The organism is Embleya sp. NPDC056575 (assembly GCF_042793325.1).
Taxonomy (GTDB): Bacteria; Actinomycetota; Actinomycetes; order Streptomycetales; family Streptomycetaceae; genus Embleya.
In genome coordinates this window covers 42,969-68,233 of record NZ_JBHTVA010000051.1, presented here as the reverse complement: position 1 = coordinate 68,233, position 25,265 = coordinate 42,969, and the positions used below count along the sequence as shown (strand labels likewise).

At 69.5% G+C, this 25,265-nt stretch carries 23 protein-coding genes and 1 CRISPR repeat array; of the genes, 12 read left to right on the top strand and 11 right to left on the bottom strand.

All coding sequences use genetic code 11. The annotated features are described in order from the left end of the window. Nucleotides 1-98: 98 nt before the first annotated feature. Nucleotides 99-569 (bottom strand): ArsI/CadI family heavy metal resistance metalloenzyme, encoded by a 471-nt coding sequence (locus ACFRCG_RS33260; RefSeq protein ID WP_380038370.1) that lies wholly within the window; start codon nucleotides 567-569, stop codon nucleotides 99-101. A 78-nt stretch (nucleotides 570-647) separates the two neighbouring features. Between ACFRCG_RS33260 and ACFRCG_RS33255 the strand changes: the two genes are divergently transcribed. The 5 genes from ACFRCG_RS33255 (at nucleotide 648) to ACFRCG_RS33235 (ending at nucleotide 4,187) form a co-directional block, all read left to right on the top strand. Further along, nucleotides 648-1,034: an ArsR/SmtB family transcription factor gene (locus tag ACFRCG_RS33255; protein WP_380038368.1), complete on the top strand. Its 387-nt coding sequence runs from the start codon at nucleotides 648-650 to the stop codon at nucleotides 1,032-1,034. Next, nucleotides 1,031-2,146 carry an ACR3 family arsenite efflux transporter gene (gene arsB / locus ACFRCG_RS33250; protein ID WP_380038366.1) on the top strand — a complete coding sequence of 372 codons (1,116 nt, stop codon included), beginning with the start codon at nucleotides 1,031-1,033 and terminating at the stop codon, nucleotides 2,144-2,146. Before ACFRCG_RS33255 ends, arsB begins: the two co-directional genes overlap by 4 nt. Next, nucleotides 2,139-2,555 carry an arsenate reductase ArsC gene (locus ACFRCG_RS33245; protein ID WP_380038364.1) on the top strand — a complete coding sequence of 139 codons (417 nt, stop codon included), beginning with the start codon at nucleotides 2,139-2,141 and terminating at the stop codon, nucleotides 2,553-2,555. Before arsB ends, ACFRCG_RS33245 begins: the two co-directional genes overlap by 8 nt. After that, nucleotides 2,552-3,073 carry a GNAT family N-acetyltransferase gene (locus ACFRCG_RS33240; protein WP_380038362.1) on the top strand — a complete coding sequence of 174 codons (522 nt, stop codon included), beginning with the start codon at nucleotides 2,552-2,554 and terminating at the stop codon, nucleotides 3,071-3,073. Before ACFRCG_RS33245 ends, ACFRCG_RS33240 begins: the two co-directional genes overlap by 4 nt. Nucleotides 3,074-3,383: 310 nt before the next feature. After that, entirely contained in the window at nucleotides 3,384-4,187 is an 804-nt protein-coding gene (locus ACFRCG_RS33235) for a tyrosine-type recombinase/integrase (RefSeq protein ID WP_380038360.1), read from the top strand. A 583-nt stretch (nucleotides 4,188-4,770) separates the two neighbouring features. Here the strand turns inward: ACFRCG_RS33235 and ACFRCG_RS33230 are convergent. The 8 genes from ACFRCG_RS33230 to ACFRCG_RS33195 all read right to left on the bottom strand — a co-directional run bounded on the left by ACFRCG_RS33230 (nucleotide 4,771) and on the right by ACFRCG_RS33195 (nucleotide 12,441). Next, complete coding sequence (locus ACFRCG_RS33230) at nucleotides 4,771-5,355, bottom strand: DinB family protein (protein ID WP_380038358.1); 585 nt, start codon at nucleotides 5,353-5,355, stop codon at nucleotides 4,771-4,773. A gap of 143 nt (nucleotides 5,356-5,498) precedes the next feature. Further along, nucleotides 5,499-5,750 carry a hypothetical protein gene (locus ACFRCG_RS33225; RefSeq protein WP_380038356.1) on the bottom strand — a complete coding sequence of 84 codons (252 nt, stop codon included), beginning with the start codon at nucleotides 5,748-5,750 and terminating at the stop codon, nucleotides 5,499-5,501. 216 nt (nucleotides 5,751-5,966) lie between these two features. Continuing rightward, nucleotides 5,967-6,422: direct repeats of the CRISPR family, unit length 29 nt; unit sequence CGGCTCACCCCCACCTGCGTGGGGACTTC. Nucleotides 6,423-7,245: 823 nt separating this feature from the next. Continuing rightward, nucleotides 7,246-7,398, bottom strand: a complete 153-nt coding sequence (locus ACFRCG_RS33220) for a hypothetical protein (RefSeq protein WP_380038354.1) — start codon at nucleotides 7,396-7,398, stop codon at nucleotides 7,246-7,248. 619 nt (nucleotides 7,399-8,017) lie between these two features. After that, complete coding sequence (locus ACFRCG_RS33215) at nucleotides 8,018-8,587, bottom strand: NUDIX domain-containing protein (RefSeq protein ID WP_380038352.1); 570 nt, start codon at nucleotides 8,585-8,587, stop codon at nucleotides 8,018-8,020. Nucleotides 8,588-8,894: 307 nt separating this feature from the next. Continuing rightward, nucleotides 8,895-9,092 (bottom strand): hypothetical protein, encoded by a 198-nt coding sequence (locus ACFRCG_RS33210; protein WP_380038350.1) that lies wholly within the window; start codon nucleotides 9,090-9,092, stop codon nucleotides 8,895-8,897. Nucleotides 9,093-9,407: 315 nt separating this feature from the next. Then, complete coding sequence (locus ACFRCG_RS33205) at nucleotides 9,408-10,754, bottom strand: hypothetical protein (RefSeq protein WP_380038348.1); 1,347 nt, start codon at nucleotides 10,752-10,754, stop codon at nucleotides 9,408-9,410. Nucleotides 10,755-11,486: 732 nt separating this feature from the next. Further along, nucleotides 11,487-12,047 carry a hypothetical protein gene (locus tag ACFRCG_RS33200; RefSeq protein ID WP_380038346.1) on the bottom strand — a complete coding sequence of 187 codons (561 nt, stop codon included), beginning with the start codon at nucleotides 12,045-12,047 and terminating at the stop codon, nucleotides 11,487-11,489. Between the two features lie 10 nt (nucleotides 12,048-12,057). Then, nucleotides 12,058-12,441, bottom strand: coding sequence for a hypothetical protein (locus ACFRCG_RS33195; RefSeq protein WP_380038344.1), 384 nt, complete (start codon nucleotides 12,439-12,441; stop codon nucleotides 12,058-12,060). A gap of 270 nt (nucleotides 12,442-12,711) precedes the next feature. Here ACFRCG_RS33195 and ACFRCG_RS33190 point away from each other — a divergent pair, with 270 nt between their 5' ends. The 5 genes from ACFRCG_RS33190 (at nucleotide 12,712) to ACFRCG_RS33170 (ending at nucleotide 17,137) form a co-directional block, all read left to right on the top strand. Further along, nucleotides 12,712-12,882: a hypothetical protein gene (locus tag ACFRCG_RS33190; protein WP_380038342.1), complete on the top strand. Its 171-nt coding sequence runs from the start codon at nucleotides 12,712-12,714 to the stop codon at nucleotides 12,880-12,882. 940 nt (nucleotides 12,883-13,822) lie between these two features. Further along, a complete protein-coding gene (locus ACFRCG_RS33185; protein ID WP_380038340.1) occupies nucleotides 13,823-14,104 on the top strand; it encodes a hypothetical protein in 282 nt (93 codons plus the stop codon). Between the two features lie 16 nt (nucleotides 14,105-14,120). Then, nucleotides 14,121-14,507, top strand: a complete 387-nt coding sequence (locus ACFRCG_RS33180) for a hypothetical protein (RefSeq protein ID WP_380038338.1) — start codon at nucleotides 14,121-14,123, stop codon at nucleotides 14,505-14,507. Then, nucleotides 14,453-15,097 carry a MauE/DoxX family redox-associated membrane protein gene (locus ACFRCG_RS33175; protein WP_380038336.1) on the top strand — a complete coding sequence of 215 codons (645 nt, stop codon included), beginning with the start codon at nucleotides 14,453-14,455 and terminating at the stop codon, nucleotides 15,095-15,097. The genes ACFRCG_RS33180 and ACFRCG_RS33175 overlap by 55 nt, the downstream gene beginning before the upstream one ends. A gap of 1,524 nt (nucleotides 15,098-16,621) precedes the next feature. Further along, nucleotides 16,622-17,137 (top strand): hypothetical protein, encoded by a 516-nt coding sequence (locus tag ACFRCG_RS33170; RefSeq protein ID WP_380038334.1) that lies wholly within the window; start codon nucleotides 16,622-16,624, stop codon nucleotides 17,135-17,137. Nucleotides 17,138-17,272: 135 nt separating this feature from the next. Here the strand turns inward: ACFRCG_RS33170 and ACFRCG_RS33165 are convergent, their stop codons facing one another. Next, the gene (locus ACFRCG_RS33165; protein WP_380038332.1) at nucleotides 17,273-18,133 is read right to left on the bottom strand and encodes a helix-turn-helix domain-containing protein; all 861 of its coding nucleotides are present in this window, start codon (nucleotides 18,131-18,133) and stop codon (nucleotides 17,273-17,275) included. A gap of 229 nt (nucleotides 18,134-18,362) precedes the next feature. Here ACFRCG_RS33165 and ACFRCG_RS33160 point away from each other — a divergent pair, with 229 nt between their 5' ends. Beyond that, nucleotides 18,363-19,904 carry an MFS transporter gene (locus ACFRCG_RS33160; protein ID WP_380038330.1) on the top strand — a complete coding sequence of 514 codons (1,542 nt, stop codon included), beginning with the start codon at nucleotides 18,363-18,365 and terminating at the stop codon, nucleotides 19,902-19,904. Here ACFRCG_RS33160 and ACFRCG_RS33155 read toward each other — a convergent pair. Continuing rightward, on the bottom strand, nucleotides 19,841-20,404 hold the full coding sequence (locus ACFRCG_RS33155; protein ID WP_380038400.1) for a CGNR zinc finger domain-containing protein: 564 nt from the start codon (nucleotides 20,402-20,404) through the stop codon (nucleotides 19,841-19,843). The two genes, ACFRCG_RS33160 and ACFRCG_RS33155, sit on opposite strands and share 64 nt — an antisense overlap. Nucleotides 20,405-20,463: 59 nt before the next feature. Between ACFRCG_RS33155 and ACFRCG_RS33150 the strand changes: the two genes are divergently transcribed. Beyond that, nucleotides 20,464-22,059: an MFS transporter gene (locus tag ACFRCG_RS33150; RefSeq protein WP_380038327.1), complete on the top strand. Its 1,596-nt coding sequence runs from the start codon at nucleotides 20,464-20,466 to the stop codon at nucleotides 22,057-22,059. The last annotated feature ends 3,206 nt before the right edge of the window (nucleotides 22,060-25,265 follow it).

The following is a 25,265-nucleotide window of genomic DNA, read 5'->3' as shown; positions in this document are numbered from 1 at the left end:
CGAGTCCGGGTCCCCGCCACGGCTTGACACGCGGGTGGCCCGGAAGGCGACCGGGGCCGGCGACCCGCCGGGCGCCCCGCCGGCCCCGGTTTCGACCGTCAGCCGCCGCAGACGCAGGCCTCGGCGGGTGCCGGATCGGCCTCGGACTCGGCCGCACAACACGCGTCGGCGCCCGGGAGGGCGGGATTCTTGCCCATCCGGTCGCTGTCGGCCTTGACGACGTAGACCTCCCACGGCTCCTTGCCCGGGCCGTGGACCCACACCTTGTCCTGGAGCGCGTAGCAGCAGGAGGTGTCGTTCTCCTCGAAGGTGGCCAGTCCGGCGTCCTTGAGGCGGGTGGTGGTGGCGGTGACGTCGTCGGTGGAGTCGACCTCGACGCCGAGGTGGTCCAGGCGGGTGTCCTGGCCGGGTTCGCCCTCGATCAGGACGAGCTTGAGCGGTGGAGTGGCGACGGCGAAGTTCGCGTAGCCGGGGCGCCGCTTGGCGGGCTCGACGCCGAAGAGCTTGGAGTAGAAGGCCACCGAGGCTTCCAGATCGGCGACGTTGAGCGCGAGCTGCACACGGGACATGACGGTCTCCCATCGGCTTGTATCGATGTCGGTCGATACAAGCTTGCGCGCTGGATCGAAGAACGTCAACATAGAGGGATGTCGAAACAAGAACTGGTGGTGCTCGGGCAGGACGCCGACGGCTGCTGCCCGGCCCTGCTGACCGCCCCGCTGGACGAGGACCAGGCCGTCGATTTGGCGCGGGTGTTCAAGGCGCTGGGCGACCCGGTGCGGCTGCGACTGCTGTCGATGATCGCCTCGCGGGCGGGCGGGGAGGTCTGCGTGTGCGACCTCACCCCCGCCTTCGACCTGTCCCAGCCGACGATCTCCCACCATCTCAAGCTGCTGCGCGAGGCCGGACTGATCGCCTCCGAGCGCCGGGGGACGTGGGTGTACTACCGGCTCCTGCCGGCCATGACCGACCGCCTCGCCGCGACCCTCAGCCGCCCTGCCGGCGCACCGCTTCCCGAACCGGCCGGCGCGTGAGTGCCCCCATCGAGGCGCCGGCGGGGCCGGTCGCCGGGCGATTGTCGTTCCTCGACCGGTTCCTGGCGGTGTGGATCCTGATCGCGATGGGAGCCGGCCTCGGATTGGGTCGGCTCGTCCCCGGCCTGGGCGACGCGCTCGCGAAGGTGACGGTCACGGGCGTCTCGTTGCCGATCGCACTCGGCCTGTTGGTGATGATGTACCCGGTGCTCGCGAAGGTCCGCTGGGACCGCCTCGACACCGTCACCCGCGACCGGCGGCTGCTGCTCCCCTCCCTGGTCCTGAACTGGATCGTCGGTCCCGCGTTGATGTTCGCCCTCGCGTGGCTGATGCTGCCCGACCTGCCGGAGTACCGCACCGGCCTGATCATCGTCGGCCTGGCCCGCTGCATCGCCATGGTGATCATCTGGAACGACCTGGCCTGCGGCGACCGCGAGGCCGCCGCCGTCCTGGTCGCGCTCAACTCGGTGTTCCAGGTGATCGCCTTCGCCGCACTCGGCTGGTTCTACCTCGACGTGCTGCCCGGATGGCTCGGCCTGGACCGCACCGCCCTGGACGTGTCCGTATGGGAAATCGCCCGGAGTGTGTTGATCTTCCTCGGCATCCCCCTCCTGGCCGGGTTCCTCACCCGCCGCCTCGGCGAGAAGGCCCGGGGCCGGACCTGGTACGAGACGACGCTGATCCCCAGGACCGGCCCGTTCGCCCTGTACGGACTCCTGTTCACCATCGTCGTGCTCTTCGCCCTCCAGGGCGACGCCGTCACCTCCAAACCGCTCGACGTCGCCCGGATCGCCCTGCCCCTGCTCGCCTACTTCGCGCTGATGTGGGGCGGATCCATGGCCGTCGCACGCGCCGTCGGCCTGGACTACGCGCGAGCGACGACACTGGCGTTCACCGCCGCCGGCAACAACTTCGAACTCGCCATCGCGGTCGCCATCGCCACCTTCGGCGCCGCCTCCGGACAGGCCCTCGCCGGAGTCGTCGGACCCCTCATCGAAGTACCGGTACTGATCGGCCTCGTGTATGTCGCCCTCGCCGCCCGCCGCCACTTCCCCCAACCCACCGCGACGCCCACCGCGACCGCAGCCCCGGAAGGCTCCGCCCGTGTCTGAACCCACCACACCATCCGTGCTGTTCGTGTGCGTCCACAACGCCGGACGGTCCCAGATGGCCGCCGCCTGGCTCACCCACCTCGCCGGTGACCGCGTCGAGGTACGCTCCGCCGGATCCGCGCCAGCCGACACGGTGAACCCAGCCGCCACGGCGGCGATGGCGGAGGTCGGCATCGACATGTCCGCCCGGACGCCGAAGATCCTGACCGCGGAGGCGGTGCGCGCCTCCGACGTGGTGATCACCATGGGCTGCGGCGACACCTGCCCGATCTTCCCCGGCAAGCGATACCTCGACTGGAAACTCGACGACCCGGCCGGACGGGGCGTCGAGGCCGTGCGGCCGATCCGCGACGAGATCGAACGACGCGTCCGCGCCCTGCTCGCCGAACTCGGCATCGAAGCGGCATGACAGGCGCCGCGACGGGCGTGCACGTCACGGCGATGCGCCCCGAACACGCCGACCCGGTCCTGGCGATCTACCGGCTCGGCATCGACGGGGGCGACGCCACCTTCGAGACCACCGCCCCCACCTGGCAGGCGTTCGACACGACCCGACTGCGCGAACACCGCCTGGTCGCCCTCGACCGGGACGACCACGTACTCGGTTGGGCCGCCGTCGTGCCCGCCTCCGACCGCTGCACCTACGCCGGCGTGGTCGAACACTCCGTCCACGTCCACCCCGACGCCCGCGGACGCGGCGTGGGACTCGCCCTGCTGCGCGCCCTGGTGGCCTCCACCGAGGCCGCCGGGATCCGGACGGTGCAATCCGGCATCTTCCCCGAGAACACCGCGAGCCTCACCCTGCACGAACGGTCCGGATTCCGCGTCGTCGGCACCCGCGAACGCCTCGGACTCCACCACGGCCGATGGCGCGACGTCGTCCTGGTCGAACGCCGCAGCCCGACCGTCGACCGAGGCGTTTCATAGGTGTCCGCCTGTGCGGCACGGAGCCGGTTCGCGATCAACGAACTCGTCCCGCATCTCGGGGATTCCGTCGGCCCGCACGCGGTCCTACGGTGATCGGATATCGCATTCGTCACAGACCAGGTGCCGGCTGCTGCGTTGGATCAGATCGATCGGGCTCTGCTGCGCGCGACCCCGCGAGGGGGGCCTCGCCCGCTCGCGCGCACCAACTGCGCTGGGCCGCCGGCGAGTTGCGCAGGGCGCTCGCACAGGGCAATCTGCTCCCCCCGACGCCGGCGGCCTCGTTGGCCGATCTCCTGTCGGCCGCGAGCGTGTGCGGGTACGCCTCGACTGCCTGGGGATCCTGGCCCGTGCGGGGGAGGCGGTCGTCGACCTGCCCGAGCGCCCGGCGATGCCCGAACCGAAGGTCCCGGTCGGGCTCCGACAGCGCTCACACCTGTCGAGCCGGCTCGCCGCACACGCCGAGCGGACCGGGGTCGACCCCGGCCCGCTCCGGCTGTACGCGGTGATCGGGGTCGTCCTGGACACCGGTGCACGGCTCGGGGAACTGTGCGCGATGCGGCTGGACGATCTGAGCGCCGGTGGGGAGAGCGTGGTGATCACCCGCCGGCCCCGGGCCCGTTCGGTGAGCCCACCGGTCACCCGGGCGGAACCGCCGTCCCCGTCCACGCGAAAGGCCCTGCGGAACTGGCTCGACGTGCGCACGCTCCTGGTGCGCCGGGTACAGGGCACGGCGACCGCGCTGTGGGTATCGGTGCGCACGCACCCCACGGGGCCGGCCGGCATCCCGCCAATAGCCGACGTAGCAACGGCACGAGCCGCAGCGCTGATTCGTCGCATCGCCTCCGACAACGCCCGCGACGGCATCACGGTTCAAGGAATCACCGGCCCCAGGACACCACACGACTCGGTGGTGTCCCCGACCGCGACCATACCCACAGTGACGTTGGCGACCTGCATCGACATCAGCCGGCAGCACGCCACCTGTCGCGACGGAGGCCCGGCCTCGCCGTCAAGCCAGGCACCTCGCTACATTCGCGCCTTCACCCTGGCCCGTGATCCGGCGGGGAAGTGGCACGTGGCCGACATGAATGCCCAACGGGACCGGTCGTGCTGAGGTCCGTCGGCGAAGGCCGTCGTGGTGGGTGTGCTCCTGGTATCGATCTGTACGACCCCAGCCATCGGTGACGATGAGATCGAAACCGAGGCGCCCAACCCAGCCCCGACTGAGGACACACCTACACCCGACCTGGCACCCTCACCGCCACCATCAGCAACATCCGCACAGGCGAAATGCAAGCACTCACCTCCTGAAGCGCCCCACCCTCACCTTCGCTGCCGCACGGGCTGTCTTCGCCGCCGACCCGTTCGCCGACCTCGCCGACTTGGCGCGCCCAGCCCCACCCGACGGGAACCGCAAGGCGACGCTGGTCGCTCACCTACTCGCGATCGCCCAACGCAGGGGCAGGATGGCTGATCGAGCACGTGTCGCCTCACCCACCCCAATTGCTCCCCGCCATCGCTCCATTCGCGAAGAAGCGGGCGCCGTACGACTCATGCCCATCTGCATGGGGACTTCCTGCGCGGGAAAGTCGATGAGTTTCCGAACCAGGACCCGCGGTTCGAGAACCATCCCGTACATCCCGCGTGGCCTTCGTGCGGCCCGGAACGCCGCCGCGATCTCTCGAGATTCGATCGATTCAAGCCTTGATCGATGCGGCCGACCTGGCGGCCTGCTCGATCTTCGCGCAGTAGGCTGCACGAGCTTCCTCGTCGATCTCCTTCTCATGTTCGGCACGCAACCCGGTCCGGCCGTCGATGCCCTCGCGCAGGATATCGGCGTGCCCGGCATGCCGGATGGACTCGCCGAGGACATGGACCATGATGGCGAACAGGTTCGTATCGGCATGAGGCTCCGGCCACCACGGCACGTGGCCGGGGGCATCGAGGGGAAGCTCGTTGATCGTCGCGTCCGAGTGTTCCCACGTGCGTTGGTAGAACCCGATGATCTGATCGCGGCTCTCGTCTGCGGTCGCCCACAGATCGCTGCCGTCGGAGTCCTGCCACCGGGGCAGCGGTTCCGGGGAAGGGCGGTCGAAGACCTCGCCGAAGTACCTGGCTTCGACGCCGGCCACGTGTTTGACCAGGCCGAGGAGGTTGGTTCCTGTCGCTGTCAAAGGTCGGCGAGCGTCGTATTCGGACAAGCCGTCGATTTTCCAGAGCAGCGCCTTGCGGTCCCGCCGCAGTCTCTCGTGCAGGTTACCTTTCGCGAATTCATCGATCATGCGGCACGAGCCTGCCATGGGCTGCTCGTGCCCTCAAGATCGCGTACATGGTCCGCGCCGACCGACAGAGCCGAAGGCCGACCGAGGCCGCCGCCCTGACCTGCTACAAGGAGCTCGCATAACTTGCCACGTGAGACAACCTCTCAGTCTTCAAGGCTCCCGTCATCGAGCGGACGCAGGCGGCACCGGGCCTCCTCGAGTCGCACGTCATAATCGGGGAAGAAGAGCGCGGGCAGCATCTTGTCCAACTGGCCGGCGATCCGATGGATCGGTGCCCATGCCGCCGGATCATCGACCGTGCTGCTGACATCGGTCATCTGCAACCGTTCCAACCAGTCCGACAGGACCGTCGCTTCGTCGCGGGTGAGCTCGATCGTGATTTCTGCCTCTTCCATCCGCCCCCTTCGAACAGACGACTCAACGTTCGACGACACAACCTACTGATCGCTGACTCCGCGAGATCGGCAAGCCTTCAACGGGGCCGGACACGTGCCGTCATCTCTCGTCGACATCCCTGAGCCGGTTGATCACTAACTGCCTCCGTAACCCATCGACAAACGCTGTTCCCGGAGATAAACGAAGCCATTCGGCCCGCGCATCATCCCGCTCGACGGCTCACCCCCACCTGCGTGGGGACTTCGTGGCCGAGCTGGCGCCGGTGGCCGTGGTGCCCGGCTCACCCCCACCTGCGTGGGGACTTCTGAAGGTGCAGGTCACGGCGCTGCGCCGTGAACGGCTCACCCCCACCTGCGTGGGGACTTCTGTACGGGGTCGTGAGCCACTGCATGCCGCGTCGGCTCACCCCCACCTGCGTGGGGACTTCGCGGATGGGTGCTCATGGGCGCCCAGGCGATGCGGCTCACCCCCACCTGCGTGGGGACTTCTTGGCCGAACTGGGCCGGGAAATCGTGGGGGCCGGCTCACCCCCACCTGCGTGGGGACTTCCATCTGCTGCTGCGCGGTCCGTCCCGGATTCCCGGCTCACCCCCACCTGCGTGGGGACTTCTTTTCATGGGTCGGGCCGTGAAATTCCATGTTCGGCTCACCCCCACCTGCGTGGGGACTTCCCTTCCTGACCTGCGGGTTCTTGAGGGCTTTGCCGATTCGTGATGCAAACAGGGTCATTGCGGCAAGGTTTCTGCCTGTTTTCACTTCGGCGTATCGGCGATCGTTCGCGAGCTGGGCGTTGTCGCATGGTTTGGTCCTGTCTGCGCATCGGCCGGACCGCGTGGGGTGTCGTTCGCGGCGTGTGCGTCTTGGAGTTCCCGCCGTCATCGACGCGTCCGGAACGAGATCGGTTTGATTCCGACGCGGCCACGAGACAAGGATACGAGCGTTGCCTCCGGTCGCTCGGGCGGCCGGACGTACCGATCAAGGCCCGACGATCCCCGCCCACACGAGTGTCTCGCCCCGTGCCAACCGCCTCGGTAAACGGTCCGGTGCGATGGCGTCGGCTCTCCACACCGTGACGTCACCACTCGGGGTGGCACCACGTCGAGGGCGGTGAACAGCACGGCGCCCTGGACAAGATTGGCGACCCCGACACAGGCTCCCGCGTGCCGGCGCGCATGGCGTCCGTGATCGCACGGCGAATTCGCGGGACTTCGCCGACGAGCAGGCGCTCTCGCCAACCGCAGGGCGAAGATCGCCGTACCGGTGGACGCCGCGGAGATCCGCCCGGTCTCCAGCAGCAGCAACAACACCGCGCCCCACACCACTGCCGACGCCGGCTCCGTGGGACGGCTCCCCCACCGCGATCTTCGCTCTCTCCCAGGTGGCCCGGTCGTTGGTGGTCTCGACCCGCACCGCGCCTGCTCTGTACCTGCCGAGGCGGTTGGGGGCCAAGGTGTCGGTGCGGACCTGGTCGGTCTGTTCCTTGGCGATCAGGTGTCACCGCAGCATCGACATCACCCGGCGGTCCTTGTGCGTGGCCACGACCGCCAGGTAGGTGACGCACTCGCCTCGGATCGAGGCCATCGCCTGCGGGACGGCCGCCGGCAGGAGCAGCGGCAGCAACAGCGGGTATAGCGCGGCGAGTACCACGCCCGCTGCGACGAGGGTGGCCGGGGAGGAGATGTAGTTCTTTCTGGGACTGTCCGATCATGTCGCGGCTGACGTCGACGCCCCGTTCGGCCGCGTCATATCGCTCGTTGAGGCCGGGATGGTCGTAGACGGCCTGTTCGGCGTTGGCCGCCGCCTCCAGCATCCTGTATTCCCGCTTCTCGGCAGATCCGGGGCGAGAGACTGTTGGACAGGGCCTGGATGGCGATCCCGGCAATGCCCGCAGACCGGCGGTGGCGGCCGGCACCGACACCGCCGGGATCGTCGACCCCAACCGGCCCGGATCGTCTGCCGTTTCGATCAGCGCGGAAAACGCCGCAGTGGTCGCGAACAGCCCCAAGGCGGCGGACGCCCCGGACACGAGTTGGCAGGCCGGCAGCGACACGACCGCCGCGCGGTCGACCTCCCATGCCAGGGTGAAGGTTCTGCGGGCCGGCGACGGGAGCCGGCGGGGCATGCCGCGGCCGGTCAACCACTCGGCCGACTCCAGGCTGTCGCCGCCCGGGTGGTCGTACGTCAACGTCTCCACCGTGGGGGGCTTCCGCCTCCGGCTTCCCCGCGTCGGCGTCTTGGTCGCGCAGTCGTCTGCCCGTGGTTTCCGTCATGCCCCGCTCCCCTTTTCGACAGGGCATTCGGTGAGTACCCGCGTGGCTGTCTCGGGCGATACCGGGCCTGTGTCGCCGACAGCCGGGACCATACGCAGTCGGTCTTGTGTGGCGTCGTAGGCAATCGAGTCGCCGGGGCGTTGGAAGTGCACGGCGAATCGGGCGCCGGCCCGGTAGGCGTCGAGGCCGGCCCGGCAGTAGGCCACCATCGGCGTCGGCAGCGCATCGAGCCGGTACCAGTCCATCGCGTCACATACGGCCGGTTCCATCACCCGCGGTGTGCCGTGCCGGTGATGGACCTCGAAGAAGAATCCCACCCGGGCGCCCCCGCCGGGGCTGCGATGGTGCATCGCGGTGGCGAGGCGCACGTCGGCCGGGTCGATGGACACACCGGTCTCCTCGGCGCTCTCTCGGACGAGCGCGTCGACGACATCCTCGTGCGGGCCGTCCAGGTGCCCCGACGGCAGATGCCACAGGCCGGCCGCGTACACCGCCCCGGCCCGCCGCGACAACAGCACGCGCGGGCCGTCGGCGCCGTCGTGGCGCAGGATCAAGTGGACGTCCACGGGTTCCGTCTGTCGTGCCGGCACGCTCAATGCCCACCCCCGTGTCGGCCGGCGTCCGGATCGGCGGGCAGGTACATCGGGAGAAAGCCCTCCCGTTGCCGTCCGTGGCACGGCAGATGGCTACCGAACTGCACCCACTCGGCTTGGAATCTCGTGATCGCGCCATCGAGATCGGGAAGAGCGATACGCGACGCAGGGAAGGCAGGACTCGTTGTCATCACGCCGAGTGTATGAATCCCTACCGACAGGCACTGTCGGACATGCTCCGCAACGGCTGTTCCGTGCGAACGGGCGACCACGGGGCGGCTCACAATCGCCTGCGGAGCGCGAGTTCGGCTCGGGCCACCGCCGCGGCGAGGGCTTGTGCGTGGGCGATGGAGAGACCTTCGGCGTCGAGCCCCGATGCGGCCAGGACGGTACGGAGTTTCCGTGTCTGCTCGGCGGTCCGGCGGGAGCATACCGGGTGGTGCACGACCTCGACGCCGCCGTCGTCGTCACGCGCCATGTGCCCCAGTGCCCGGGGTCGGTCGATTCCGCGTCGGCGGCGCCCTCGCGCGTGCGGACGTCGTCGCCACATGCAGACGCGTCAACGTCCTGGGCAAGTGCGCGTTCACCGCCTCGCCGCTCCTGGGCGGGCTTCGGCCGCTGCGGGACTCCGACATCGCTTGGGGCCAGGAGGAAGGGGAGGACGAGTGGGAGATCACGAAGGGCTCCCGATCGAGCGATGGGGAGCCCTTCGCCGTCGAACTCCGGGGCACGGCCCGCCTACACAGGCAACCATGAAGGACGAAGGCGGGCATCGACGCCGTGTCGAATGGGCCTATTCGAAGTCTGCCGTGACGGGGGCCGGCTCTTGGGTTTGTGGTCGTGTGGAGAGTTCGGTGTCGGGGGCCAGGTGTCGGGCAGGCCCGTCGGTCCGGGCGCCGTCGGCCGCCTCCTCGAAGTAGGCGGCTCGGGATCCGCCGGGGTACTCACCGGTGACGTAGTAGTCGGTGGTGAAGCCGAGTGCGGCCTGGGAACCGAGCGTGTCGCCGTTGGCGCGGATCGGAACGATCTCGTGGTGTTCCATCCACAGGCAGGCGGAACTGCGCGGGGGGACGTTCAAACCGCGGTTCTTGGTCTCCTCGCGCATGGTCGCGACGCTGGTGCGGCGCTCGTAGCCGAGTTCGATCGTGGTGGAGATCGAGGTGGTCACGGTGGTGGAAGCGCCGATGCCGAACGGTTTGGCGCCGGCCTCGACGCCGACCGACACACCGACAGTCATGCCGGTGGAGGTGCGGAAGGACTCCTCGGCGGTCCTGGTGACGCCGGTCGTGACGGCCTGCGACTCGGGCTGGGACTCCGAGCCGTTTCGGTTGTCGCGGAAGAGGATCAGCTCGTAGTGGCGCTTGCGCCGGACCTTGTAGAAGGGGGAGTTGGCGACTTTCCACTCCTCGTCGCGGCCCTTGTCGTCGATCAGGTAGTACGGCACGGTGACCGTGCGGTCGGCGATGGAGGTCTGGGCCGGCGGGCGGGCAAAGGAGGTCAACTCGGGGATCTCCGGCCCCTCGCGCCGCTCCACCACGGCCGGCAGGTCGAGTATCCAGGTGGTCGCGGTCGGAGCGGGCGTCCCGGAGGACGTGACCACGGTCAGACAGCCGCTGGGCAGGTAGAGGCGCTCGTCCTGGTCGCCGTCCGGGTACGGCGGCGCCACGACCGACCACACTCGCAGGCCGTTGGCCTCGTGGAGTTTGGTCCCGACCTCACCTTCGCGAACGTAGTTGCGACCGTTGTGGATCTTCTTCACGCACGCGAACTGCGTGTAGAACTCGGGCAGCAGGGCCGGGTCGGAGGTGGACCAGACCGCGATGTAGTCGCCGAGCGCAACGTATCCGGGCGGGGGGATCGGCCGCCAGATGCCCGTCTTGGTACCGGGTGTGGGGATTTCCCCGATGCGCTGCCAGCCGACGGGCCTGCGGAGCAGGCTGCCGTCGCTGGACCTGTCCCTCAGGAGCAACCCGCCGGGCTTTGCGCCCTGAGGCCCGAGTTTGACGCCCGTCTTCATCCAGTCGGTCCCGGAGACGCCGTGATGCACGTCGTACACCGCCAGCGTCGACGTGATGGGTTGCACGGCGTGAACGATCTGGAAGCCGAGTTCGAGATCACCGTAGCGTTGCACTGTGGTCATGCCACTCCTGGGTGCCGAGCGCCGCCCCGTCCGCGACGGACGAGGCGGCGCGACCGGTGGTGAATGAGAGTGCACTCAAAGTTATACGCGGGGTATGGCGTGGGCACTCACGAAATCGTCGACTCGGTGTGCCGCCGACGAACGTTCTCGCGAACCGCTTGGCCGACCAGTGCCCGGCGATCGTGCATGCTGTCCGGACGTGCCAGGAGAACATCCCATCCGGCATTGCTGATCACGGATCGGTTCCGGCACGTGCTCGTGATCCGGTGATCATGGCTGATGCCACCCGCGGGTCGCACTTCATCGCATCAGGATCAACTCGGACGGCGCCCGGCACGAACTCTCCCTGGACGACCGGGATCTGACGGACAGTCAGCGCGGAATCAAGATCTCCTCGAAGCCGGTACGCCACCAATGGTGGTCCTCCATCCGGCTCCGGCTTGAACAATGCCGGCCACACTCGACGTTCTCGCGCACGTGCCCCTCGGAGAAGACGGCCACGGCCCGGGAATCCACGACCGGCGACCTCGCACGGGGTTCCGTCGTCGCGCAACTCGCCGCGCGGCATGTGTCGATCACGTCGCCCCGCCGAGCCTGGGCTCGGCGGGGCGACGTGATCAAGAGCGCCGGATCGATCACGGGTGTTCGGGGGCGGCCCGAGGTCCGTTGTTCGGGGCCGCCGAGAACCCGGAGCGGTGCCGGCGGTGTCGTAGGTGGTCCGGGTCTGCTGCCCTACGGTTGGATCGGGCTCGGCGAGAACGAGGACCACGACGTATAGGTCGAATCGTTCACCGAGCCGGACGCTGCCGCTGCCGCCGCGGCAGTGGTGGACATCTTGTAGTTCAACCGCACGTCCACCGTCGTGGTTCCGCGGGTGCTGTTGACCTTGGACGGGAACGTGCACCGGGCCTTGAGGACGTACCAGTAACTCGTGTTCGTCCTGTGCGGTCCCGGGATGCTCGAGTGCCACTTGTAATCGACGGGAATCCCGGGGTGACCGTCGTGGTAGTCGGGGAAACTCGGAACCGAGGCAGAGCAGTTCATGTCCCCGGTGGCGGTCCGCTCCAGGGCGGGGCTCATGTCGAACGACCAGGCCAACGGCTTGTTGACCGACGACCACGTCACCTGTGCGTTCAGGACGCCGTTGGCGTCGGTCTTGGTGAGGTAGTTCGCGTTGGCGGTGAACGTCTTGTAGTACTCGCTGGTGCCGGCGGAAGCCGTGCCGCCCGAGAACAGTAGTGCGATCGCGGCCAGTGCCGAGGTCAGGGCGAGCGCGGGACGCCGTGCGGTCATCACCGACATGTCAGGACGAAGACCTTCCCATGTTGACCTGGACCCGCGCGGCACCGCGGGGGGCCGCCTTGGAGATCCACGTCCGGCTGGACTTGTCGCAAGCCGCAGGCGATCGCTCACTCCCCAGCGAACCGCCGTTGGAGTTCCACCACTTCACGACGAGAAAGGCGCACTCCCCTTCCTCTTTGCTCGCGATGGTGGCCGTCGTCATCCCGGGCCGACACGCGTCCCCGGATGCCCAGCCATACCACTCGTCGAAGGACCACGGGAAGCACTGCAACACGCCGACGGGGCCCTGCGCCACCACCGTCGACGCCTCGCGCGTCGCCGGCGCGGCCGACGCCGGCAGGGCCGTCCCCAAGGTCACGGCACCTGCCGCGATGCCGATGACCACCAGATTCCTCAAGCTCATGCTCGTGACTCCTGTTCCATACACGAGAGAACGAAGCGAAGCGACCGTGCGGGGATCCGTATCCCGAGGCGTCGGGCCCGCTGTCGATGCAACGAACGTGAAGGAGCACGGCCGAGCCCTCAAGAGCTGCCGCATGTTCGGGACAGCGGCTCCGCGTCCTTGCAGGTCAACGCCGTTGTCTCGACGTGTCCCGAACAAGCGGCACCCTGTCCCGCACACCGGCGGCGCGACATCGGCGTCTTCGCCGCGCCGATGAACGTGATGATCGCCGAGGCCGCCGGCCGGACTCAGGTGGACAGGTCCCTGGTCGGTGTCGACTCCACCGCGGTGCGGGCCCACCACGACGCGGCGGGCGTGCCGGCCGACGAGGACGTCCTCGCCGCCCTGGAGAAGGCCATCGGCCGGTCAGGGACCCCCGGGTAGTTCCTTGACGCTGGGCGATGGCCCCACTCCGACCAACCGGGACCACCCCATCCGCAGCGGATCCCCACCACCCAACGGCTCCATCACGCCCCGTCCCGAGGACGACTCGCTACTGCCCGGGTGCCCGGGGCCGGGGCCGGTGCCGCCCGACGTCACAGAACACCGCAAGCCCAATGCCTCCGCTACGCCTCCGCCCGAGCCCGGGCGAAGGCGCCTTCGAAATATGGGCGTTCGAGGCGGGAACGACATGTGCGTTCACCCGGGCGTCCTGTTGTCGCGTGACGAAACCGCCGGAAGGGTGCGGGGGTTGCGGACGTCCGGCCGCAGTCGTAGGTCGCGATCGGTAGGGGATCGCGCGAATGCGGGTGTTGTCATCGCTCGCCGCTGCACGCCTGCTGTCGGTGCGAACGTCTCGCGGAATCCGACGTGGCCGGTCGGCGTGTTCATATCCAACGACGTCGACCAAGGCGGGGCTCCGCGGTGCCGGGTGAGGTCCGGCGTACGCGCCTCAATCACGCCGAAGTCTCCGGCCGTGCTCCGGGGTTCGAGAGACGTTCCGGGTGGCTCGGAGCTGATTGTCGTGGTGCCGGCCGAGGCGAGAGGTGGGACATCGCCGTCGCCGAGGAGCCGGACGACACGGACGATCCGGCCGGCGACGTCGGAGGTTACCTGTTCGGCTTTGGCCGACCAATCCCACGCCGGCACCCCTGAAGGGGTCGACAGACGCGAAGTCGATCTTGCGGCTCGATCACGCGGGAACGGCTTCCGTAAAAGCGGATCATGATTACGGAATTCCGCTCGGCGACTTCGATCATCGCGAGAAGTTTACAGCCTGCAAGATCCGAATTCCGCGTCGATATCTCGCATGGCCAGGCATCTTCCTGCGACTGGCTTCTTCGTCTACTGTCATCGCGTCACGTTCTTGAGAACGGGAGAATTCATGATCGAGGAAGAGGATCATCCGATTCCGCAACCGAGTCGCCGAACGACGCTGAAGCGATTCGTCGTGGGACTGGCCGTCGGCGTACCGGCGTTGAGCGCCATAGCGAACCCGGGGATCGCCCACGCGGATCCCCCACACCGGCACTGCGTGAGTTCACGCTGGAAACTCACGGGTGTGACCTGCATCTGCAACAGGTGGATCAGCCACTACGTGGAGATCTGCACGGTGTGTCTGGACGAGTGTGGTACCACCAAGGACGAAATCGGCGGGGCATGCTGAGTCTCCGGAGGCTTCGATGAGAGTGAAGTTGATCGTTCGCGAGGTATCCCGAGACGACCCGGATCAATATGCCGAGCACGAGGACGGATCGCGGCATTTCATGGGGCAGCCGTTGCGGATGCACTGGGACGAGATCCAGCAGAATGGCGGTCATCTCGATCTGGTTCTGACTCCGGGTCCACTGGCGGCGATCGGCAGGTCCGCGAAGACGTCGGATCCCGACCTCCTCCTGAAATCGGAACTGGTTCACCCCAGCGTGCGATGTGAGGTGATCGGCCCCGAAACGGTGCGCGTCTCGCTCCGGCATTGGCTGCACCGGGATCCCGATGAGACCTTCCTTTCCATCGGATGGTCGTTCGAAATCACCGAACAGGAAAAAGCCGCGCTACGGCACATCGGATGACGGTTCCGCCGTTCGCGGCTCACGCCGTCGCGCTCTTCCTTGCCGGCACGCTGCTTGCGACAGGCGTGGCGAAGGCGACCACCATCATCCGCGGTCGACTGGTGGCCGGCTTGCCGATGCTTCGAGACTGGAATCGTCCGGGGATCGCGCATGTGGCGTTGGGCGTCGTCGAGACGATCATCGGCGGGGCGATCGGATTCAACATCCTGCCCAGGGTCACGGCCGTGTGCACGGTTGTCATGTTCACGGGGTTCGTCGGCCATCGGATCCGCTCGGTGCTTCGACGAGAGAAGGATTGCGGATGCTCCGGTGTCCCGCACGAGGACACCCCGGGCGTCCGCATCCTCGTCGGCCTCGGCTTCCTGACTCTGGCCACGCTCTACGCCGCCTCCGCCTCGTCCATGCCCATGGAACCCGTCCGGGGCACGCTGGCCTGTGCGCCCGTCGCGGTGGCGATGACTCTGGCCCGCGTACGCCGGGGGCGTATTCGCCCCACCGAGCCGGGTCGTCGCCACCCGGGAGGTCGACGACCGGCGTCCCACCGATCCCGGCCCAGCCCCATCCGGACACGCCGGAGCCCTGGCCGGTAACCACCACCCGGCAGGGCCGACAACCTCACCGACGCACCATCCCCGTCACCACCCGAGGCGGCGCACCACCACGCAGCCGGGCAGAACACCTCACCTAACACCGCACGTTCGTCACCTTCCGCACCCCGGCCATCAGCATGCGCACCCTGATGATCCTCGGCCGTCACCAACGGACCACCGCCCGAACCACGTTGACCTCCACCGGGCCCGCCGCAGCCGAAAACACCACCACGCTCCCGCACGCGCCGGACACATCGGCCACCTCGCCCGGCCCGGACAGGCCGACCCACGCGTACTCGTCGCGTACGTCCTCGCGCCACCGAGCGTAACCGCGAAGGCCCTGGCCGCCGAATTCGCCCGCTACCTCGGCATCCCCATCACCACCCGCATGCCACAGCCGCAAATCACCGAAGCGGTCTGTCCCCAGTGGCAATGCTGTCGGCTCACCCCCACCTGCGTGGGGACTTCGCCTACCTCCGTCTCCTGCATCGGTGTACCGGCGGCTCACCCCCACCTGCGTGGGGACTTCCCTTGCCCACCTGCACGTTTTTCCGGGTTTTGCCATTTCGTGATCTGGATTCGATCATTAAGGCAAGGAGCATTCCTGAATGAGGTCCGACCAGCGCCATGTCCTCACCACGCTGTTCAGCGCCGCCCACTCCATTCCCTCCATGCGCCCCGATGCCCGACCCCCCGAGCCTGCTCGCGGCGCGAGCGTCGCAGCGGCAACCAGCCACGCCATCATGCGCCTTGGTCACCAACAACCACTGCGAGGACTCCTCCGCGCGCTCGCGGGCATCCTCGGTCGTCGCAACCTAGCTGAAGTCAGGCTGCCACCCGCTCCAACGTGCTGGAAGCCAAAGCCGTCATCGCATACATCGAAGCACGTCTCGGCCAAATCACGACCCCTGATGACCACTTGCAAACCACGCCCAAACGTCGACCAAGGCCTGACCGTGCCCCACCGTGCAAGAGCACCCCGGCGACGACCCTTCCGCACCTCCCCAGCCCTCAGGAGCAACCGCACGATGAGGCCGAAGCACGATCCCCAGTTCGACCTCCAGGTCCAGCGCCGCAGGGCCCGCGCGCTCCTTGCCGTACCGGACGTGCGCCGAAAGCGTGATCGACTGCGGAATTCGACGTGTCCGATGGCGAGTTCATCAATCGGGTCGTCACCTGGCTGCGCGGCCTCGACGACTGCATTCTGGGCGACCCCCATCAGGCCGTCGTGCACGACTCCCCCGGCTCCCCAGCACCGTCCTTGCGTTTCGGCCTCAGGACATGGCACATCCCGGGCTGCGCCTCGCGTCCACCCGGCTTCCCGTCTGCCATGCAGGCGACTTCGAATGGCGCTTCACCACGACGCCGGCCGCCGACTCGTATCGATGAACCCCGCCTCGGGCCGGCGTGGCGTGATGGTGGCTATGGGCGCGTGTTGTCTGCTTGTAAGGGATCCGTGGGGGACCGCTTGCGTGGGGGCCCGTGAACCGGAGCGGGCCGGGCGTGGGCTGAATACCCTGGGCCATGCCATCGATCAGACTGAACAATGACACCGCCGCGATGCTGGCGATCTGGGTCGAGCCGTGGGGCACCGACCACTGGATGCGACCACACGAGAAGTTCACGCTCCTCACCGGTGACGGTCCCGAACCGGATCCCGACGATGTGCCGTTCGATGTCGTTTTTCACGACGAGGGTGTCAGCGTTTGGGTCAATGGCGCCTACGAGGCCACCGTGCACGACGAATCGGGGGCCGAGGTGTCGTGCGGGCATCAGCGTCCCCTCGATGTCATGCGTGCCTGGACCGAGTCGGCCGAGGCCGCGGCGGTCGCCGACCGTCCGTACCTCACCCCGGAGATCCGGGAGATGGCCCGTCGCCACGCCGAGGACATGCGCCGCGCGCTTACCGAGGCCGAGGCAGCCGAGGCTGAGGCTGCTGCGGCGGCTGCGGTCGACATGACCGAAGCCAACACGGCCGAACTCGGCGTCCGCTCCGGGTCCGCCACTCCGAACGGAGCCGACACGACGGCCGGACACTGACCAGTCGAAAGCCTGAAGAGGCAAGTAGCCGAGCGGCTGAGAACCCACGCGGCTGACGACCTGAGCGGCTACGCGGCTGGGAACCCGAGCACCCCAAGCCGCACACGCAAGACCCTCCCCGGGCCGCCGGCCCCCCTACGCCGTGGCCTCCGGCCGGGCCCTCGTGGCCAGTTCGGACAGGCCCCGCAACACCCGGCGGCCCTCCTCGTCCGGTTCCTGCGGCTGGTAGATGGTGATCCGCTGGCCGCCCTCCATCCGCAGCACCTCGAACGCGAGGGTGATCTCGCCGAGTTGCGGATGCCGGTACGTCTCCTGGTCGCTACGCCGCCGGCGTACGTCGTACCGCTGCCACTGCACCGCGAACTCGGGGCTCCCCTCCGTGAGTTCGTCCACCAGAGCAGCCAACTCCCGGTCTCTGGGGTCGGCGGCGAGCAGCGAGCGCAGTTGCGCGGTGGTGCTGAGCGCGGCCCGCTCCCAGTCGGCGAACAACTCCCGTGCCGTCGGGTGCAGGAACAGGTACCGGATGCTGTTGCGCCGCTCCGGCGCCCAGTCGGCCAGTCCGGGCAGCAACGCGAACACCTCGGGGTTGGCGGCCAGGATGTCGCTGGTCCGGCCGAGCAGGTACGCGGGCCAGGGTCGAACCCGCTCCAGGAGCGCGCGGATCCCCGGCCGTACCTCACGATCGGCGGGCGCGCCGCCGGCCGGCACCCGCTCCGCCGCGTGGTTGGCCAGGGCGTACAGGTGCGCGTGCTCCTCCTCGTTCAACCTCAGCGCGCTCGCGATCCCGTCCAGGACCGCACCGCCGGGATTGTTTTCGCGGCCCTGCTCCAGGCGCGTGTAGTACTGGATGCTCAGCCCCGCCAGCGCGGCCAGCTCCTCCCTGCGCAGTCCCTGGGTACGACGGAGCCCGGTGCCGGCGGGCAGCCCGACGTCGCCGGGCTGGAGACGGGCGCGGCGGGCCTGCAGGAACTCTCCGAGTGGATGTGGTGACGTCACCTCTCGATTGTCACAAAGCCGGGGTCTCGGTGCCTGTCCCCCACGGGGACAGGCACGGCGGCGTGGCGCCGGCACGGGGACGACCGTGCCGCCACCAGTCCCGGCACCGCACTCGCCATTGGCGCGGATGACACGGCCTTCATGGCGACCCACGTACGCGCGAAGCTGACAACGCCGCCCCGGGTCCGGCCCCCGACCCGACGCCCGCAGAACGGACGTGCCCGCCGCCATGCCCCCGACCGACCCGCTTCCGCACCCGATACCCTCGCCCCCGCGCCGCCGATTCGCCGGCCCCGCCCCCGAACAGGCCGGTTTCGGGGCCCGGTTCACCGCGGCCACCGCCATCGGATCGGTCCTGAATCCGATCAACTCGTCGATCATCGCGATCGCGCTGGTGTCGATCGGCCGGGCGTTCGGCGTGGACGCGGGGGCCACGACGTGGCTGGTGTCGGCGTTGTACCTGGCCACCGCGATCGGGCAGCCGACGGCCGGGCGGCTCGCGGATCTGTTCGGGCCCAGGCGGGTGTACCTCGCCGGCATGGCGCTGGTCGCGCTCGGCGGGCTGATCGGTTTCGTGGGTACGTCGATCGGCATGCTCGTGGTCGCGCGTGTGGTGCTCGGACTGGGTACGTCGGCGGCCTATCCGGCGGCGATGACGATGGTGCGCCGGCAGTCCGAACGCCTCGCCCGGCCCGCGCCGGGACGGGTGCTGAACGCGCTCGCGGTGGCCGGGCAGACCACGATGGCGATCGGGCCGCCGCTGGGCGGCCTGCTGATCGCGGTCGGCGGGTGGCGGGCCATGTTCCTGATCAACATCCCGCTCGCGGCGATCGCGGCCGGATTCGCGGTGTTCTGGTTGCCGGCGGACGAGCGCCGACGGCGTACCGGTTCGGCGGCGCGGGACCTGGATCCCCCGGGCCTGCTGCTGTTCGCCGCGACGTTGACGAGCGTACTGCTGTTCCTGATGCGGCCCACCGCGTCGAGGTGGTGGCTGCTCGCGCTCGGTCTGGTGGCCGGACTGGCGCTGACCCGCTGGGAGTCGCGCGCGCATTCGCCGTTCCTGGATGTGCGGATGGTGGCCCGCAACGGCGCGCTGACCAGGACGTACCTGCGGCAGGCGGTGGCGATGGCCTCGACCTACTGCTTCATATACGGCTGGACGATGTGGTTGGAGCAGAGCGCGGGCCGCTCCGCGTCGGCCGCCGGGCTGTTGATGACACCGTCGTTCGTGGTGGCGGCCGGGGTCTCGGCCGTGGTGACGGGGCCAGGGCTGCGTACTCCGCTGCTGGCCGGTGCCGGCGTGCTGACCGTGGGCAGCGCGAGCCTGTTGCTGCTGCGGGTCGACTCGCCCCTGTGGTTGCTGATCGCGGTGAGTGTCGTCTTCGGGCTCCAGAACGGCCTGACCAACACGGCCAACCAGCGAGCGATGTTCCGCCAGGCGCCGGCCGCCGCGACGGGCACGGCGGCCGGGCTGCTGCGTACGTTCTCCTACCTGGGCGCGCTGGCGTCGGCGAGCCTGATCGGCGCCACCTTCGGTCCGCGGGCGACCGACGCGGGGCTGCATCACCTGGGCATGATCCTGACGGTGATGTCGGTCGTACTGGTGGCGGCCACCGCGCTGGACCCGGCGCTGCGTGGGGGGCGGGAGGACGAGGGGCGGGAGGATGAGGGGTGGGGTGCCGGGGAGCCGGAGCCCGGAGAGCCGCCCTACGCCCGGGCGCGGCGGTGGGCGGCCACCCGTTCGCGCGTGGCGCAGCGCCGGGAGCAGTAGCGGCGGGGTGGGCCGCCGCCCTCGTCGACGAAGACGTGTCGGCAGGTCGCCGAGGTACAGACGCCGCCGGGTGGACGTTGCCGGTCCCACAGCAGCATGGTCAGGGACAGGCAGGACGAGGCGAGAAACCATTCGCCCCACGGCGCGTCGTCGTCACGGTCGAGGTGCGGATGCCACGGGCTGCGACCGGCGTGCGAGGTGAGCCGAAGCCTGCCCCGCCCTCGACGAAGCAGTCGATTGAGCGCGTCGGCGGCAGCGTCGACGTCCTCGGCGGCGAAGATCGCACGCAGCAGCAGGGCTGCGGCGCGCAGGTCGGCGACGTCGGTCGCGGTGAGCTCGATCGGATCGGACTCGCCGTGTTCGCACAGGAGTTCGGCGAGGGCGGAGGGGGACGGGTCGGGCGTCGGGTCGTCTGCCGTCAGGGCGTTGACCAGGGCGACGGTGCGTCGGGCCACGGCCTGTACCGAGTGGCGGGTGGCCCGCTCGTCGTTCGAGTGCAGCACGGCTCAAATGTAACGCATCTAGCCAATGATTGAGTTACCTACGTAACGTGCTGGCCATGCAAAAGCGTTACAGAGGAATATGGCCCTACATCGCCGGGGCAGCCGCAGCACGCACCGGCGACGAGATGTCGGGCCCGGCCCTGCTGCTGGCCGGCTTGGCGGCCACCGGCTCGGCCGCCACCGCCTCGGCACTGCTCGCCGCCGTCACAGCGGCGGCGGCACTCGGCGGGCCCGTCTTCGGCGTACTCCTCGACCGCTCCCCCCGACCGGGCCGCCTGCTGACCGCCACGCTGGCGGGCTATGCGGCGGCGCTCGGGACAATCCTGGCCACGCTGGGCCGAACCCCGATCGCGATCACCCTGCTGATCGCCCTGACCGCAGGACTGGCCGGCCCGGCTCTGACCGGCGGCTGGACGTCCCAACTGCCACGCGTGGTCACACGAGCCGACCTACCGCGCGCAACGGCGTACGACGCCATGACATTCAACCTGGCCGCCCTGACCGGCCCGGCCCTGGCCGGGATCATCACAACCCTGGCCGGCGCAACGACCGCAATGACAACCGCGATCGTCCTGATCTGCCTGGCCCTACCGGCAGCCCGAGCACTACCACCGGCCCGGGCGCGAGTGGCGGCGCGTGCGCAGGTGCTGGGGAAGCGGTTGACGCCGCCACCAGCCGGGACATCACCCGCCGCCGGGGTACAGACACCCCGAAACCACGAGGAGTCGCCACCGACCCAAGCACCGCCCGCCCACCGCGGCCAGGAGTCCCGGGAGCCCTCGGAGGCGCCGGCCACCAACGGCCTGCCCACCGGCGCCTCCCGCAACGCACCCCCGGAACGCCCGGAGCCGCCGGAGCACCCGAAGCCGCCGACCGTTCCCGGCCACACGCCCCGGAAGCACTCGGAGCCGCCGGCGGCGGCCCGCTCCCACGCGCCGCCGAAGCACCCGCCGGCCCCGTCGATCGGCGCCGACCTCGTCGCGGGCTTCCGGGCCATCGTGGGATCACCGTCCCTGGCCCGGGCCACGGCGGCGTCGATGTTGTCCTGTGTCGGACAGGGCATCCTGCTCGCCGCCAGCCCAATACTCGGCGAACGGGCCTTCGGCTCGGCCGCCCACGGGCCGACCCTGCTCTCACTGCTCGCCGCTTCGGCGTTGACGACAAACGCGTTCCTGGCCCGCCGACCGCACCCACTGCGCCCGGAGACGGTGATCCGGTACAGCACGCTGATCCTCACCGGCGCCCTCCTACTCGCGGCAACGGCCCACCCGATCCCGCTGATCGCCGCGATGCTCCTCGCCGGCGTGGCCGAAGGCCCGCAGCTCACGGCCCTGTTCACGATCCGACACCGCGAAGCCCCCGAGGCCCTGCGCAGCCGCATCTTCACCACCGGCGCGAGCCTGAAAATCACCACCTTCGCCCTCGGCGCAGCCCTGACCGGCCCCCTCCTCACCCACTCCCTCACCACAGCCCTGGCCACAGCGGCACTCTTCCAAGTCCTGGCCACACTCAGCCTCACCGGAAGAATGCCGACGCATCCGGCGGACGGAAGAACAAACGCCGGGCCCGACGAACCCCTCGAACCTGAACCTGAGCCCGAACCCGAGCAACGCGCGTGGCCGAGGCAGAACCGCCGGAGCCCCGAACGGTAACCACTCGAAACGCCCCGAGGTCCTCCCACGCGCTCGCCCCCCCGGACACGGCGATCGGCACGGTACGACTCCGGGCAGGCAGGCAGGCGGGATATCGACCCGCGACGACCCGGCCGCCGTCCCCAGCCGAGGGTGAGGAGGTGGGGACGCCTTTTGGGTGGGTCAGGACGCGTGTTCGGCGGACGTTGCGTTGTTGATCGCGGGTGCCGTTGGGGGGCGACTGGTCCGGCGCGTGGGACGGACCGCCGCCAGCGTTCAGGGCTCCGAGACGGGGATTCTCGACGGGGTGGGTGCGCTGCTTGGCGAACCCGGCCGGCGGCGCGGCGGAGTGGGAGGGCGGTCGGGTCGAGTCCTTTGAGGGGCCTTCCCGAGTGAGGCGGGTGTTTCCGGTGGGCGTTGCGTACTGGGTTGCGGGTGGCTGGTGCGGGGCTGGTCAGAGTCGGCCGGTTTGCCGCCGCCAGCGTGCGGGGCTCCGAAACTTGAAGTCCCCGACGAGATGGCCGCGTTGCTCGGTGAAAACCGGCCAGCAGCGGCGGGCAGGAGGGGGCTCGGGTCGAGTCCGCCGAGGAGCCTTCCCGAGTGGGGCGGGTGTTTCCGGCGGGCGTTGCGTATTGGGTTGCTGGTGGCTGGTGCGGGGCTGGTCTGAGTCGGTGGTGGGCCGCCGTCAGCGTGCGGGGCTCCGAAACTTGACGTCCCCGACGGGACAGGCGTGTTGGTCGGCGAAAAGCGGCCGGCAGCGGCGGCGCGGGAGGGGGCTCGGGTCGAGTCCGCCGAGGAGCCTTCCCGAGTGGGGCGGGTGTTTCCGGCGGGCGTTGCGCATTGGGTTGCTGGTGGCTGGTGCGGGGCCGGTCAGAGTCGATGGTGGGCCGCCGCCAGCGTGCGGGGCTCCGAAACTTGACGTCCCGATGGGACGGGCGTGTTGGTCGGTGAAAAATCGGCTGGCAGCGAGGGCGCGGAGGGTGGTCCGGTCCGGTTCCCGGAGAGCCTTCCCGAGTGGGCCGGGTGATTCCGGCAGGCGTTGCGTCTTTGGTCGCGTGTGCCGGTGCGAGGCTGGTCTGAGTCGATGGTGGGCCGCCGCCGGCGTGCGGGGCTCCGAGACGGAGGGCTCCCGACGAGGCGGCCGTGTTGCTCACCGAAAACCGGCCGGCAGCGAGGGAGGGCGGTCGGGTCGGGTCTGCCGAGGGGCCTTCCGGGGTGGGTTGGGGTGTTTCGGTGGTGTTGGGGGAGGGGTTGGGGTTCGGAACCGGATCTCAGTGGGTGGTTGTGGGCTTCGAGCTTTCTGTGACCTGCGGTTTTGTGGCGTCGGGATGGAAAGTCGGGCGCCGAGTGCCGGTTTCGTGTTCCTCGGCCTCGTCGGCGCGAGGATGAAGATCCGAACCGTTTGGTTGAAGTCGGCTTCGGGTGCTGCGGCCTCGCGGAAGTCGTCAAGGGGACCGAAAGTGCCCAGTGAGGGCCGAAACCGGATCCCGAGGCGCCTCAAAAGCTCCCTTCTTCACGCTGACCTGCGGTTTTCTCTCACGCCGAGGTCACGGCACCCCACGCCGTCCGGTTCTGTGCACCCTCGCCACCCACACGGCGACCGCACACCGGAAACGCCCGGCCCACTCGGGAAGGCTCCTCGGCGGACTCGACCCGAGCCCCCTCCCGCGCCGCCGCTGCCGGCCGGTTTTCGCCCACCAACACACCCGTCTCGTCGGAGCTCGGAGCTCTTGGAGCCCCGCACGCCGGCGGCGGCAAACCCGTCGACTCAGACCAACCCCGCACCAGCCACGCACCCAAAGGCGCAACGCATGCCGAGAACACCCAACCCACTCGGAAGGCTCCCCGGCAGGCTCGACCTCAGTGCCCTCCCTCCCCGCCGCTGCAGGCCGGTTTTCGGTGAGCAACACACCCATCTCGTCCGGAGCTTCGAATCTTGGAGCCCCGCACGCCGGCAGCGGCCCACCATCGACTCAGACCAGCCTCGCACCGGCACACGCGACCAAAGACGCAACGCCTGCCGGAATCACCCGGCCCACTCGGGAAGGCTCTCCGGGAACCGGACCGGACCACCCTCCGCGCCCTCGCTGCCAGCCGATTTTTCACCGACCAACACGCCCGTCCCATCGGGACGTCAAGTTTCGGAGCCCCGCACGCTGGCGGCGGCAAACCGGCCGACTCTGACCAGCCCCGCACCAGCCACCCGCAACCCAGGACGCAACGCCCGCCGGAAACACCCGCCCCACTCGGGAAGGCTCCTCGGCGGACTCGACCCGAGCCCCCTCCCGCGCCGCCGCTGCCGGCCGGTTTTCACCGAGCAACGCGGCCATCTCGTCGGGGACGTCAAGTTTCGGAGCCCCGCACGCTGGCGGCGGCAAACCGGCCGACTCTGACCAGCCCCGCACCAGCCACCCGCAACCCAATGCGCAACGCCCACCGGAAACACCCGCCCCACTCGGGAAGGCTCCTCGGCGGACTCGACCCGAGCCCCCTCCCGCGCCGCCGCAGCCGGCCGGTTTTCGCCGACCGGAACACCCGTCTCGTTGAGAGCTTCGAGCCTTGGAGCCCCGCACGCCGGCGGCGGCCCACCACCGACCCGGGCCGGCCCCGTACCGGCACCACGCGGCCAAAAGCGCAGTGCCTGCCGGAGGGGATGCCTCGGCGTGCTCGGGCAAGCCTCTCGCCTCTTCCTCGTGCCGCATGCCGCATGCCGCATGCCGCATGCCCATGCCCCTGACCCAGGCATCGCGCGGATGAGCACACGGCCGCTGCGACGCCGAGACCAAGCCCGGCCAACGTGCCCCGCCAAGGTTCGGCAGGTCGGGAGCTCCGGCGCATCCATCTCACCGAGTCCACCGCCTGGCCCCTGACCCGAACGTCTCGGCGGGTGCGATCGCAGCCCCCTGGGGTGGGTGGGCGGCCTCGCCCGGCAAAGGCCGGCGTCGTCACCCGCCCAAGCACGCCAATGGCCTGACGATCCCCCTCGCCGCCGGGCTCGACGCCCTGCCCCAATGGCACCAGGGTCTCGGCAACGCCGCCGATCAGGCACCACGGCCTCGGCAACGCCGCCAGCCAGGCACCAAGGCCGCAGCCACGCCGTCGGCCACGCACCAAGGCCGCAACCACGCCCTCGGCCACGCACCAAGGCCGCAACCACGCCCTCGGCCACGCACCAAGGCCGCAACCACGCCCTCGGCCACGCACCAAGGCCGCAACCACGCCCTCGG

Coding starts and splice junctions, on each gene's coding strand:
- ACFRCG_RS33260 (WP_380038370.1), bottom strand. CDS start 569: ATGTCCCGTGTGCAGCTCGCGCTCAACGTCGCCGATCTGGAAGCCTCG.
- ACFRCG_RS33255 (WP_380038368.1), top strand. CDS start 648: ATGTCGAAACAAGAACTGGTGGTGCTCGGGCAGGACGCCGACGGCTGC.
- ACFRCG_RS33240 (WP_380038362.1), top strand. CDS start 2,552: ATGACAGGCGCCGCGACGGGCGTGCACGTCACGGCGATGCGCCCCGAA.
- ACFRCG_RS33230 (WP_380038358.1), bottom strand. CDS start 5,355: ATGATCGATGAATTCGCGAAAGGTAACCTGCACGAGAGACTGCGGCGG.
- ACFRCG_RS33225 (WP_380038356.1), bottom strand. CDS start 5,750: ATGGAAGAGGCAGAAATCACGATCGAGCTCACCCGCGACGAAGCGACG.
- ACFRCG_RS33210 (WP_380038350.1), bottom strand. CDS start 9,092: ATGGCGCGTGACGACGACGGCGGCGTCGAGGTCGTGCACCACCCGGTA.
- ACFRCG_RS33205 (WP_380038348.1), bottom strand. CDS start 10,754: ATGACCACAGTGCAACGCTACGGTGATCTCGAACTCGGCTTCCAGATC.
- ACFRCG_RS33200 (WP_380038346.1), bottom strand. CDS start 12,047: ATGACCGCACGGCGTCCCGCGCTCGCCCTGACCTCGGCACTGGCCGCG.
- ACFRCG_RS33190 (WP_380038342.1), top strand. CDS start 12,712: ATGAACGTGATGATCGCCGAGGCCGCCGGCCGGACTCAGGTGGACAGG.
- ACFRCG_RS33185 (WP_380038340.1), top strand. CDS start 13,823: ATGATCGAGGAAGAGGATCATCCGATTCCGCAACCGAGTCGCCGAACG.
- ACFRCG_RS33180 (WP_380038338.1), top strand. CDS start 14,121: ATGAGAGTGAAGTTGATCGTTCGCGAGGTATCCCGAGACGACCCGGAT.
- ACFRCG_RS33175 (WP_380038336.1), top strand. CDS start 14,453: ATGGTCGTTCGAAATCACCGAACAGGAAAAAGCCGCGCTACGGCACAT.
- ACFRCG_RS33170 (WP_380038334.1), top strand. CDS start 16,622: ATGCCATCGATCAGACTGAACAATGACACCGCCGCGATGCTGGCGATC.
- ACFRCG_RS33160 (WP_380038330.1), top strand. CDS start 18,363: ATGCCCCCGACCGACCCGCTTCCGCACCCGATACCCTCGCCCCCGCGC.
- ACFRCG_RS33150 (WP_380038327.1), top strand. CDS start 20,464: ATGCAAAAGCGTTACAGAGGAATATGGCCCTACATCGCCGGGGCAGCC.